This window comes from Nonomuraea sp. NPDC049784, from assembly GCF_040659615.1.
Classification (GTDB): Bacteria; Actinomycetota; Actinomycetes; order Streptosporangiales; family Streptosporangiaceae; genus Nonomuraea.
In genome coordinates this window covers 19,974-32,521 of record NZ_JBFAMX010000063.1, presented here as the reverse complement: position 1 = coordinate 32,521, position 12,548 = coordinate 19,974, and the positions used below count along the sequence as shown (strand labels likewise).

8 protein-coding genes and 1 rRNA gene are annotated in these 12,548 nt (G+C 67.2%); 5 read left to right on the top strand and 4 right to left on the bottom strand.

Features of this window, described 5'->3' with window-relative positions:
* Positions 1 to 2: 2 nt before the first annotated feature.
* A 5S ribosomal RNA gene (gene rrf, locus AB0J09_RS16465) occupies positions 3 to 119 on the top strand.
* Between the two features lie 67 nt (positions 120 to 186).
* Here the strand turns inward: rrf and AB0J09_RS16460 are convergent.
* Complete coding sequence (locus AB0J09_RS16460; protein ID WP_360690770.1) at positions 187 to 1,446, bottom strand: nucleotide sugar dehydrogenase; 1,260 nt, start codon at positions 1,444 to 1,446, stop codon at positions 187 to 189.
* A 744-nt stretch (positions 1,447 to 2,190) separates the two neighbouring features.
* Between AB0J09_RS16460 and AB0J09_RS16455 the strand changes: the two genes are divergently transcribed.
* From AB0J09_RS16455 to AB0J09_RS16445, 3 genes are all read left to right on the top strand, one after another.
* Complete coding sequence (locus AB0J09_RS16455; protein WP_360690767.1) at positions 2,191 to 4,473, top strand: hypothetical protein; 2,283 nt, start codon at positions 2,191 to 2,193, stop codon at positions 4,471 to 4,473.
* A 95-nt stretch (positions 4,474 to 4,568) separates the two neighbouring features.
* On the top strand, positions 4,569 to 5,627 hold the full coding sequence (locus AB0J09_RS16450; RefSeq protein ID WP_360690764.1) for an ice-binding family protein: 1,059 nt from the start codon (positions 4,569 to 4,571) through the stop codon (positions 5,625 to 5,627).
* Between the two features lie 719 nt (positions 5,628 to 6,346).
* Positions 6,347 to 6,553, top strand: a complete 207-nt coding sequence (locus tag AB0J09_RS16445; protein ID WP_360690761.1) for a hypothetical protein — start codon at positions 6,347 to 6,349, stop codon at positions 6,551 to 6,553.
* 6 nt (positions 6,554 to 6,559) lie between these two features.
* Here AB0J09_RS16445 and AB0J09_RS16440 read toward each other — a convergent pair whose 3' ends face one another.
* The 3 genes from AB0J09_RS16440 to AB0J09_RS16430 all read right to left on the bottom strand — a co-directional run bounded on the left by AB0J09_RS16440 (position 6,560) and on the right by AB0J09_RS16430 (position 11,336).
* The gene (locus AB0J09_RS16440) at positions 6,560 to 8,521 is read right to left on the bottom strand and encodes a DUF4082 domain-containing protein (protein WP_360690758.1); all 1,962 of its coding nucleotides are present in this window, start codon (positions 8,519 to 8,521) and stop codon (positions 6,560 to 6,562) included.
* A gap of 593 nt (positions 8,522 to 9,114) precedes the next feature.
* Positions 9,115 to 10,236: a glycosyltransferase gene (locus AB0J09_RS16435; RefSeq protein WP_360690755.1), complete on the bottom strand. Its 1,122-nt coding sequence runs from the start codon at positions 10,234 to 10,236 to the stop codon at positions 9,115 to 9,117.
* A complete protein-coding gene (locus AB0J09_RS16430; protein ID WP_360690752.1) occupies positions 10,233 to 11,336 on the bottom strand; it encodes a glycosyltransferase in 1,104 nt (367 codons plus the stop codon). The genes AB0J09_RS16435 and AB0J09_RS16430 overlap by 4 nt, the downstream gene beginning before the upstream one ends.
* A 284-nt stretch (positions 11,337 to 11,620) precedes the next feature.
* On the opposite strand from AB0J09_RS16430, the gene AB0J09_RS16425 reads away from it, so the two are divergent.
* Positions 11,621 to 12,496, top strand: a complete 876-nt coding sequence (locus tag AB0J09_RS16425) for a sulfotransferase (protein WP_360690750.1) — start codon at positions 11,621 to 11,623, stop codon at positions 12,494 to 12,496.
* Positions 12,497 to 12,548 lie beyond the last annotated feature (52 nt).

The window sequence follows — 12,548 nt, the reverse complement described above, 5'->3', positions numbered from 1 at the left end:
GTTGCGGCGGTTATGGCGGGAAGGAAACACCCGGTTACATTCCGAACCCGGAAGTTAAGCTTCCCAGCGCCGATGGTACTGCACTCGGGAGGGTGCGGGAGAGTAGGTCACCGCCGCACAATATTTACATGAGAGGGCCACCCGGACGGGTGGCCCTCTTTTTTGTTCGGTGCAGATACACCGCGTTCAGATGCGTTCGACGTTGGCGCCCCGGCAGCGGTTGCGGGTGTCGAAGATGAAGGGACTGGCCTCTTCCACCAGGTCGTAGTCGAAGCAGTCGTGGTCGGTCAGGATGGCCACGGCGTCGGCGGCGGCCAGCTCCTGGCGGGTGGCCTCGACGATTTCGACGCCGACCGGCAGCTGGTAGTCGTCGATGTACGGGTCGGCGGCGCGGACGTGGGCGCCGAGCTTGCAGAGCGATCGCGCGATCTGCATGGAGGGCGACTCGCGGCAGTCCCCGACGTTCTTCTTGTACGCGAGGCCCAGGAGCAGCAGCCGGCTGCCTTTGAGCGGCTTAGCGCGCTCGTTCAGCGCCACGGCGAGCCGGCGGACGACCTGGTCCGGCATGCTGTTGTTGATGTCGTTGGCCAGTTCCACGAACCGGAAGTTGTGCCCGAGTCCCCGCTTGACCGCCCACGACAGGTACGACGGGTCGATCGGCAGGCAGTGCCCCCCGACGCCGGGGCCCGGGATGAAGCGCATGTAACCGAACGGCTTGGTGGCGGCGGCGTCGATGGCCTCCCAGGCGTCGATCCCGAGCTGGTGGGCGAAGATGGACAGCTCGTTCACCAGGGCGATGTTGACGTGTCTGAAGGTGTTCTCCAGGAGCTTGCACAGCTCTGCCGCCTGGAGCGAGGACACGGGGACCACCTGCTGCACGAGTCGCTCGTAGAACGCTCGGATCCGCTCCAGCGACGGCTCGTCGATGCCGGAGACGACCTTCGGCGTGTTCTCTAGCCGCCACCGCTCGTTGCCCGGGTCGATGCGTTCGGGGCTGTAGCCGAGGTGGAAGTCCTCGGGGGCGCGCAGCCCCGAGCCCTCTTCCAGCAGCGGCAGCAGGTACTCCTCGGTGGTGCCGGGGTAGGTGGTGGACTCCAGGACCACGGTGGCGCCCGGCCGTACCAGTGGTGCGATGGAACGGCCCGCCGACGCGATGTAGCGCAGGTCGGGGGCTCCGTCGCACAGTGGCGTGGGCACGGTGATCAGACAGATGTCGAACGCCTCGGCATCCTTGTAGTCGGCGCTGGCCAGGTAGCGGCCCGAACGCAGGGCCCCGGTCAGCTGTTCGTCACTGATGTCCTCGACGTAGGACTCGGCGGCGTTGAGCCGCTTCACCCGCCACGGGTCCACGTCGATCCCCACGACGTCGAATCCCGCTTCAACCGCTCGGATCGCCAGGGGCAGGCCGACATAGCCCTGCCCGACGACTACCAGCTTCTCTCCCATATATAAGGCCCCGTCATTGTCGTCATGGAATACGGTCAGCTGTTCGACGCCACGGACCAGGTAAGGCCCTCGGCGCCGTTCGACCTGCAAGCTCCGCGGGCGCAGATCCCTTGCCCACCGCTGCAGGCCCTGTCACGGCCGAGGCCGCTCGTGTCTCGGCGCGAGCCGGTCGAACGCCTTTGTCGCGTGGCTCCTCATTCGGCCGGCGGCTCACCTTCGTGCCGCGATCGCAGGAGGGCTCGGGCCGGAAGAGTCGAGCTGGGTCAACTGGTGCCGGTCCCGCAGGTGGCTGAACCCCTCCGCGTAGTTGCCCGTGGGGACGAATCGCAAGATGCCACGGTCGATGGGATAGGTGGCGGCGCAGGTCCCGCAGACGAGTTCGCTCTGGACGACATGAAGTGGAGTGCGGCAACCGAGGCACCGCAACTCAGAACAGCAGGGAATCTTCGGATCTATGCCGGGAGGCGCTTGTTTCGGAATAGTCATACGACTGACCGTTCGATCGGCGAAAATAGGATGACCGCGCCCAAGAGCGGCCACATCCTCACAGCCGCTTCATGTTACGTTGCGTAATCGAGCTGCTACGAGCAACCATGACGGCGTGTCCCCTGGACTTTCACGAGGAAGGCCGGAGAAGACCAGGGCAACGGAAGAGGGCAAGCGCCCGTCAAGTGGCGGCAAGGACATCGCGCTGTCCAGGCGTCCGCGCTGATTGCGGGCTCAGGCCTCGCCAGGCTTTCGCGCATGACCGAAGCCGAGCTCTTGCCGCGTTTGGAGACGTCTCCCCTGCCTGGCGCCGGCAGATCGCCGGTCGCGGGCAGGCGTGCTGCCCTATGGACCAGATGGGCGCCGGCAGCCGCCCTGGTCGCCTGCGTGGGAGCGGTGTGCGGTCGCTACGGCGTCGCGCTCTCGGACCTGGCGCTGTTCGTCCTTTACGTGGCGCTGGGCCTGACGCTCCCCGGCCTGCTGTGGATCCGTGCGCTCCACCGCCGTGAGCACCCCTTTCCCGAGGAACTCGCGCTGGGTGTGGCGCTCGGTTACGCGCTCGAGGTACTCGCGTACATACCCGCCCGGGCGATCGGCGCGCCCCTGCTGGTCGTGGCGTGGCCGCTCGGCACGTACGCGCTGTTCCTCGCGGTGCCGGGGCTGCGCGGCCACTGGAGGGGCAGGCCGCGCACGGGCCGCGCGCCGGGCTGGTGGCCGTGGTCCCTCACGTTGATCGTGATCTGCCTGATCCTCTGGACAGCCGCCGAGTTCTTCGGCACCCATGCCCTCATCTGGCCGGCGATGGCGTCGTCCTATGTCGACATGCCGTATCACCTGGCCTTGATCGGCGAGGTGAAGCACCACATGCCGCCCACGACGCCGGGCGTCGCCGGTGAACCTCTGGCGTACCACTGGTTCGTCCACGCGCATGTCGCCGCGGCGAGCTGGGTGACAGGTTTGGAGCCGCTGGTCCTGCTTTACCGCCTCGCCGTCCTGCCCATGCTGGCAGCGCTAGCCGTGCTGCTCGGGGCGGTTGGCCGCCGGGTGACGGGATCGTGGGCAGGCGGGCTGGCCGCACTGGCCGGCACGGTGTTCGTCGCGGCGCCCACCTTGTATTCGGGCGCCGTCGCCAGCATTTTCAGCTGGGCGCCTGTGCAGTCGTGGGCGAGCCCGAGTCAGGTCTTCTGCGCCCTGCTGTTCGCGCCGGTCGTGCTCCTGGTCATCGATCTTGTCGACGGATCGGGGCCGGCGCGAGGCCACTGGGTGCTCCTGGCAATCATGATGTCGGCGGTCGCGGGGGCGAAGGCGACGTATCTGCCGCTGCTGGCGGTGGGGCTGATGGCGGTCGTGGTGGTGGAGACAGTCCGATGGCGCAGGCTGCCGCGGCGTGCGCTGGCGGTACTGGGGCTGGCCCTGACCGGCCTGGCCCTCTCCAATGTGTTGCTGTACGGTGGCGCGCGGCAAGGCCTGGTTCTTGATCCGCTGTCGATCGTGCGCGTGACCTGGAGGAATCTGACCGGCGCGGGTTCGTCGGCGCAGGTGCCGTGGTTCGCTGTGCTCGGGATCGCCGGGCTCTGCCTGCTGTGCGGGGCGATCACGTGGTGTGGTGTGCTGGGCCTGGCCGTGCGGCCACGGGAGCTGCTGCGAACCCCGGTCGTTCTCGGGCTCGGCATGGGCTTGGCCGGGCTCGCGGCGTTTCTCCTGCTCGGGCACCCCGGTCTCTCCCAGGGGTACTTCCTGCAGGCCGCCTACCCCTATCTGGCGATGGTGGCGGTGTCAGGAACGGCACTGGCGATACGGGAGGCGGGCCTGACGGTCAGGTCCATCGTCTGCGCGGGCGGCGTGGGTGTACTGACCGCGACCGCCATCCGGCTGCTCTTCGACGTCAGGATCCCGCTGCGGCAGGGCCAGAGCGACCTGGCCCTGTACCTGCCGTACCTGGCACTCCTCGGTGTGGTCGTGCTGGTGGTCGCAGCCCGCCGGGGCGGGCGCCGTACGCTCGCGCTGACGATCTGCCTGGTCACGGCGGCGGGTACGCCGGCCGCGTGGCTCGCACGTACGCCGCCGGATTCCTACGACGGAGCATCGGCGCAGGACGTGCCCTCAGGGCTCCTTGCCGCGGGCCGGTGGCTGCGTGATCACTCGGCCCCTGACGACATCGTGGCCACCAACACGCACTGCCGCCTCGGATACGAGAACCCGTGCGACAGCCGTGCCTACTGGACGGCCGCGCTGACCGAACGGCGCGTGCTGGTCGAAGGATGGGCCTACGCGGCGCGCAACACCGACGGCTGGAGCCCCGGCGAGGCGATGGCCGGCCGCCCGTTCTGGGATCGGGAGCGCATCCGTGCCAACGACGCGGTCTTCGAGCATCCCTCCAAGGAGGCGGTCCGGCTGCTGCGCGACCGCTACGGAGTGCGATGGCTGCTCGCGGACGAACGCCGGTCGGCACCTGGCTCCGCCCTCGGATCGTTCGCGAGCCCGCGGTTCCGCTCGGGTGGCTTCGGCGTCTACCAGGTGGGCCAGCCGGCCCGGCGGTGACAGCAGGTCAGGGCTCACCCAAACTGTGGAATGGAGATCACCCCGTACGGATGTCCTGGTACATCGGCACCTGCCGGCTCGCCAGACTTGCGCGCATGATGAGGACCCGGCCTTCGTCCTGGCTGGCAGCAGCCGTCGTCACCGCCCTCCTGATGAGCACGCTCGGCGCCGCCGTTCCCGACAGGGGCGTACGCCAGGTGCCTCGCGTCGACCTCGGAGACGCCTATCGATGCGTGGCGATGGCGGGGGACGTGGTCACCAACACGGGCCTCACCACGCTCACCGGCGATCTCGTCGTGAGCCCCGGCGACGAGGTGATCGGTTTCCCGCCGGGGGAGGTCCGGGGAGAAATCTATCTCGACGACACCGTGGGCACCGAGATGAGGCAGGACGCGGTCGCCGCCTACCACGACGCGCGCGGACGCTCCTCCAACAACGCCATCCCGCCGGAACTCGGTGGTCGTACCATACCGCCCGGCGTCTACGAGAGTACGGACGGCACGTTCCACATCGACGGCACCCTCACGTTGGACGCCCAGGGCGTGCCGGACGCCGTCTTCATCTTCCAGGCCGACTCCGTGCTGACCACGGCCAGGGTGAGCAACATCGACCTGGTGAACGGCGCCCAGGCGGAGAACGTCGTCTGGGTGGTCGGCGACGACGCGAGCCTCGGGAGGTACTCAACCTTCCGCGGCAACCTCCTGGCGTGGAACACGATCAGGGTGTCGTACGGCGCGGCGATCTACGGCCGCACCATGGCGCTCAACGAGGCACTCCACATAGAAGGCACCGACATTCTGCCCACCACCCGGGTCACCCTGCCGGTCAACCCGCCCACCGAGACGTCCCTGACCTCTTCCCCCAACCCGTCACGCAACGGGGAGCCAGTCACCTTCACCGCGACGGTCAGCGGAGACGTCCAGGGGTTCCGCCCCACCGGGCCGGTGCTCTTCATGGAGGGCACCACCGTGATCGGGTCCGTCTATGCGGACGTGACCGGGATCGCGCGGTTCACCACGTCCGAGCTCACCAGGGGCGTGCACGAAATCCACGCCGTCTATGTGAACGGCGGGACCGCGGTCTACGAGGCCTGGGTCAAGTTCGCCCCGAGCGAGTCGCCGACTATAACGCAACAAGTGCTTAATCGGCGGTAAGTGTCCCATTAGCGGCGCATATGTCAGAACAGGTCGGATGCCTTTGTAGAGGGATGTCCCCTGTTTGCTTGCAACGTACTCCATATCAGGTATCGCCTATTCAGGGCCCGGGTATCTCGCGCACGTCAGAAGGGGGTACCACCATGATTTCTCGCCGCGGCATATCGGTCGTCGCATTGATGCTGGCCTGTGGAACGTCGGGCTTGGTGGACGCGGGGGCCGCGCGGGCCGGCTCGACCGCGGAGACGGTACAGGGCACTGTTCCCGGCATGCGGGTGAGCCAGGGCCACGCCGCGGCCGGCTGGCGGTGCCACGGGAAACGTTGCCGCGTGTGCCGGCGCGGTTCGTGCGCGTGGGTGTACCGCGGACCGAGAGGCCTGGAGGGTCCTGTAGGTCGGGTGGGCCCTGTGGGTCCCATCGGGCCGGAGGGCCCCACCGGCCCTCGCGGAATCAGAGGAGTGCGAGGTCCCACAGGGCCACAAGGCCCTGCGGGTGCGAAAGGTCCCCAAGGTCCTTCGGGGTCGCAGGGCCCGGCTGGACCTGAGGGCCCCAGAGGGCCGCAGGGCCTGCCCGGGGCGTCCACGGCGGTCGACACGACGCTCGTCTCTCTGACGTTCCCGCCGTACGACACGAACTTCACCGCATACGCCTCGGACGGCATCGCCTGGATCTTGGACCCGCGGACGCCCCTGCCGGGGGCATGGCACAGCCTCGCGTCGGTGCCGGGGTATCCCGAGGGCGTGATCGGCGTCTCGCTGACCGAACTCGCCGAGCCCCTCAGCAGCCTACTGATCACCGTGGCCACCGACGACGGTGGTCTCGCTCAGACGAAGTGCATTCTGACCGCTCCTCCACCGCCGCCGGGGCCGGCCTGGGGGACCAAGTACTGCGACGGCTTCACCGCCATCCCCACGCCGAAGGCCTAACGATCATCAGGGCGAGACGAACGTGACGTCGACCCAGTAGTTGCTGGCGTTGAAGCTGCTGGTGGGGAAGGACGGTGAGGCGCCGTATGTGTAGACGCCGTTGCCGCCCTGGAAACCGTCTTCGAGGGCGGTGAGGGGACCCCTGTCGCGGGCCGAGGTGAAGTAGGGCCGGGTGACGGAGTAGAACCCCGATGTGGTGTGGTACGAGGCGATGTAGGTGGTGTCCGCGTTGATGGTGACCGGGGTGGAGAAATAGGCCTCTTGCCAGCCGGATGCGGATTCGCCGGTGAAGGTGACGCTGGCCAGGAGTTGTCCGCCGGCGGTCCACAGGCCCCCGGTGTGGGTTCCGGTGTTCTGCGGGCCCTTGTAGAAGCGGATGCTCTCAATGAGCCCGTCCGACTCCGACCTGAACTTCACGCCTAGGGTAACGGCGCGGTTGTCCGACGACTGGTTGGCGGGCGTCGCCGAGTCACTCCAGAGGCTGTCCGCCGGGGTGAAGATGGTGTCGACCCAGTAGTTGCTGGCGTTGAAGCTGCTGGTGGGGAAGGACGGTGAGGCGCCGTAGGTATAGACGCCGTTGCCGCCTTCCGCGCCGTCCTGGAGGGCGGTGAGGGGACCCCTGTCGCGGGCCGAGGTGAAGTAGGGCCGGGTGACGGAGTAGAACCCCGATGTGGTGTGGTACGAGGCGATGTAGGTGGTGTCGGCCTTGATGGTGACCGGGGTGGAGAAGTAGGCGTCCTGCCAGCCGGATGCGGATTCGCCGGTGAAGGTGACGCTGGCCAGGAGTTGTCCGCCGGTGGTCCACAGGCCCCCGGTGTGGGTTCCGGTGTTCTGCGGGCCCTTGTAGAAGCGGATGCCCTCAATGAGCCCGTCCGACTCCGACCTGAACTTCACGCCTAGGGTGACGGCGCGGTTGTCCGACGACTGGTTGGCGGGCGTCGCCGAGTCACTCCAGAGCGAGGTCGTCACGTTCTGGACGACGACGTTCGATGTGCTCGGCGCGAAATTGATCGCCTCCTCGCCGTTGAAGGTGATGCCGCCCAGGAAGACGGCGGTGATGTAGTGCTGACCCGCGGTGAAGTCCGAGACGGTCACCCTGGCGGGGGTTTCGCCGTCGAAATGATCCTGGCCGATGACGGTCGAGCCGTCCTTGAAGACCACGTCACCTTCCGGGGTCACCGGTTCCGAGCCGCCGTCGACCGTCGCGGAGAAGGTGACGCTGTCGTCGGGGGTGGAGGGATTGAGCGACGAGGTCAGGGCCGTGGTGGTGGGCGGGCGGTCCGGCAGGCTGATTCGCGTGGCCGGGATACCCCCCGTGCCCTGGGTCGTGACCGAGGCGTTGAGTGAGAAGACCCGGCCGGACACCGCCGCGCCGCTGTTGACCGTCGCCGCGGCCGACGCGAGGGCGGTCCCGCGGAAGGTGGAGAACGTGCCCAGGGTCACCGCGCCGGTGATCTGCCAGAAGACGTTCTTTTCCTGGGCGCCTCCGACCAGGTTGATGTTGCTGACGTTGGTCGTCGTGAGCGCGGAGGCTCTGAAGACGAAGACCGCGTCAGGGTCGGCCTGGGCGTCGAGGGTCAGGGTCCCGCTGATATTGAAGCTTCCGCCGGTGGAGGCGTAGACGCCGGGGGTCTTGGTCGTTCCGCCGAGCGCGGGAGCGACGGTGTTGTCGACCGGGCGGCCGGCGAGGTCGTTGTAGGCGCTCACCGCGTCGGCCTTTGCGGCGATCGCGGTGGAGTCGTTCACGTGGATGCCGCCGCTCACCGTGCCGGGCGGAAATCCCGACACCGAGGTGCCCGGGCTCACACCCAGATCCCCGGTGACCGCGGTCTGACCCGAGTTCGTCACCGATGTTCCCGCCAGCACCGCGAAGGACTCGGCGTCGCCGAGGTCCACCGGGCCCGTGTCGGCGTGCGCGGCGAGCGGGGTCGCGACGATCGCTCCGGTCGCCAGGACGGACGCGAGCATCCCTGCGAGAAGGGAGCGGTACCGGCGACGGTGGGGGGCTTTCCCGTCGTGCGAGGTCGTGCGGATGGTGTCGGACTGGCTGATTGCCCTGTGGCGGGGCCGAGAATTGTGCATATGACTCAACTTCTTGGTGGTTCTCACGGAACGTCCGGTGCCAGCCCAACGACTAGGCCGCGCGTAAATGCTGATATCGCCATTCGTCCTGATTTGGCGCTTCACAGCGATATTCAGAGCCCTATTGGGACATGGTTAAATGACCATACTCCGGCAGGTCTTCCCAGGCCAGTAACGAAAACGGAATTTCGCCTGACGGACAGCTCGCGACCGCATTGCATATTATTCGGCGCGTTTCTCCGAAATTTCCCGTGAAAACGTTGCGGCTCGCGACGAGTCAGCGGAAACGCCCAGGGATCCGCGCGACCCCGCGACGCGCGGCCGTCTTCGGGCATCGAAATGCACGGCCCCGCTACGTACGGGAGCCTTTATCGGCCATCAGGGCCACCGAGTGGCCGCAGCCCAGGTGTCCGTGCGACGGGGGAACCGCAGAGCGCGCCGAGACCGTCAGCCGAGGACATGATGGGCCCGACGAGGGCCTATCCGGCGTGTCGTTGCTCCAGGAGGTGGCGATACAGCTTGATGTGCTCGTCGACCATCTCGTGTGTGTCGAAGGTTTTCTGCGCCCACAGCCGTGCCGCCTCCGACAGCTGTCGGGCGAGCTCCGGGTCCTCCAGTAGTCGGCATATCCCATCTGCCAGGGCCGCGGGGTCGGACGCCCTGACGAGGATTCCGCGGTCTTCGAGCAGCTCGAGGTTGCCGCCGACCGAGGTGGCGATAACCGGCCGTCCTGCCGCCATCGCTTCCATGAGCGCGTTGCTCAAGCCCTCGGTGACCGAAGGCAGTAGCACCACGTCGGCACGAGCGAGCAGCCTCGCGATGTCCGTCCGGGCCCCGAGGAAGCGTACGTCGATGTCGAGAGCCGCCGCCTGCCTTTGCAGGTGGTCGCGTTCGGGTCCGTCGCCGGCGAGCACGAGCGTGCACGGCCGGCCGCGACGGGCGAGCAGCGGCAGAGCGTCAAGCAGGAAGCGGTGTCCCTTCTCCTCGCTGAGCCGCGCCACGATCATCAGCACGGGGAGGGTCGTGTCGATCGGCTCCGGCTCGGCCGGCTCGAACGCTGCGGCAGGGAGGCCGTTGTAGATCACTGTCAGCTTGTCGGCGGGCACGCCCAGGGAGCGGGCGTCGCGGGCGAGCGCTGCCGCGTTGACCACCACGTGGTCGGTCATGCGCATGATCGTTCTGTCCAGGGCAACGCTCCATGACTGGCGGGGGTCGAGCCGGTTTTCGTTACGCCGTCCCGCGACCACCACCGGAACGCCCGCGAGCCGGGCGGCAGGCACGCCCACGAGGTAGCTGTGTCGCAGATAGGCGTGCAGCACGTCGGGCCTGAGTCGCCGTAGCAGGGCGACCAGGCGTGCGAAGGCGTGGATGTTACCCGCACCGGCTTTCCGGTCGAACCCGAGTTTGTGTACGTGGATGCCGGCGCTGCGAAGCGCCGTCTCGTGCGGCCCGCCTTTGGACAAGAGCAGGACGTGTACCTCGACACCTGAGCGGCACAACTGTGATGCGAGCAGCGACAGTTGTTTCTGGGCACCGCCCACCCCCAGGTGCCCGATGATGAACGCGATACGTCGGAGGCCGACTCGGCCCTTTTGCGTCATGGCACCCGGACCTCGTCGTAGAGCTGCTCGAACCACTCCGCCGTCCGGTTGATGTCCACCTGGTCGGCGCTCTCACGCGCGCCTTCGCAGAGCAAGGCGTGGTTCTCGGGACGCATCGCCCGAAGGATTCCCTCAGCGAGCTCGTCAGGATCTCCGAGGCTGGTCAGGTAGCCGTTCCTGCCGTGCTCGATCAGTTCTGGAACGCCTCCGGCGGCGGTGGACACCACTGGTACGCCCGCCGCGAGCGCCTCCATGACCACGACGGGCAGCCCTTCGTAGGCGGAACTGAGCACCAAGAGGTCGGCGGCGGCGATGAGGCGGGCGGCGTGTGGCACGCAGCCGAGGAACCGGACGCCGTCCGATCCCAGTTCGGCCACGCGGCGGGCTATCTGGTCCTCCAGCGGGCCGGAACCTGCCAGCAGGAAGACGGCACGCGGAGAGGTGTTCACCACCTTGGCGGCCGCCTCGATCAGGAGGTCGTGCCTTTTCTCCGGGCGGAAGTTGGCCACGTGCACGATCAGAAAGGCGGACTCAGGAACGTTCCACTCCCGTCTCACCCGTCCGGCTTCCTTGGCCCGGCGACGTTGCTCCTCGACGTTCACGCCGTGGATCACGGTGGACAGATTGCGCGAGCCTCTGCTGACGACAGCGCGCGCGACCTGGGAGGAGACGGCAACAGTGTGGGTGTCCAGCCACCCGGTCGCGCGGTCGAGCAGCATCGTCGGCAGGCGATAACGGACATTGTGCACGGTTGACACAAGCACCGGGCGCGGTGTGGAAAACCAGGACGTCAACCGGAGCAGCGAAGCCGGAAGCGGCGAATGCAGATGGATGACATCGGGTCGCAACCGCCTGACCGCTGCGGCCAACCCAAAGAGCCGAAGCGGAGGCGGATACGAACCCATATGGGCGACCTCGATACCCACGGCCCCAAGTCGCTGAATGCACTCATCGGATGCCCACAAGCACGCCACCGTGTAGCGCGCCGTCCTTCGAGGTGCCGCAAGCAACCGTTCGACGAGCAGCGTCTCCGCGCCACCGACATTCAATATTTTGATCACTTCGCAGACGTGCTTCATGGTCACCACAAGCGCCATCATCGTCATTGGGGTGGCTGCAGCGATGACGGCGCTCCGGCGACGGGAAACATTGCCCGCTTGTGCCGCTGGTATTACCGAAACACCAGGTATGTGAGGCCAGGCCTGCCCGCCCGCGGCGGCTCCTCCCGAGGCGACACGACCAACCTCAACCTCCAACAAGAACGCTCATGTTAGTCATACCGTCAATGTGAGCTCGCTACAGACGTAAGTAACATGCTGGGGCACTCGGATCCGGCTGCCCTGAGCAGGCTCCGTTTCCGGAGTTCTCCTGCGGGGAGGCCGACGTGCCCAACTTTCTGATCGGCACCGGACGTTGCGGTTCCACATTGGTGTACGGAGTGCTCGCTCGCCATTCGCGCGTGAACTTCGTGTCAGGACTGGACGACCGGTGCGCCCGGATCCCGGAACTGGTACGGCGACGCAACGGGACGATCTACCGCCTGCTGTCGCGAGGGCTGGTGTCGAGAAGCGGAATGATATTCGCACCTTCGGAGGCGTACTCCGCGCTGAGTCGCGAGGTATCGCCCATACTCGCCGACCCGTTCCGTGATCTCACGGCCCAGGATGTCACCCCATGGCTGGCGCAGCGTCTGCGCAAGTTCTTCGAGTGCAGGACGGCTCCAGGGCGAGAAGACATCATCCACAAATTCACCGGCTGGCCGCGCGCCGCGTTCCTCCACGGGATCTTCCCTGAGGCCCGCTTCGTGAACATCGTGCGTGACGGGCGCGCCGTCGCCAATTCCCTCGCCCAGATGCCGTGGTGGCGTGGGCATCTCGGTGCTCCGGGCTGGCGCTTCGGCACCCTGCCCACCGCGTACGCGGAGGAGTGGGACAACGCTGGGCGATGTCTCGTGCATCTGGCCGGCATCGGCTGGAAGGTGATGATGGACGCCTACGAGGTGGCTCGTGCGGCCGTGCCGCCGCATCTCTGGCTGGAGATGCGCTACGAAGATCTGCTCTCCGACCCACGCAAACACATAGACGTCATTCTGGAGTTCCTCGGGCTTGCCTGGACGCCCGAGTTCGAGCGGAGCCTGGAACACGAAAAGTTCTCCAGAGCCCGCGCCGAAGCTTTCCGGAAGGACCTCACACCGCGGCAGGTCGAACTGCTGGGCCGCTCCCTCTCCGCGCATCTGCAGAAGTACGGCTACGCCGGCTGACGACCGCTGGTCACTCCCGATGTGAGCCGTGACCACGCGCCCGGGAGATGCG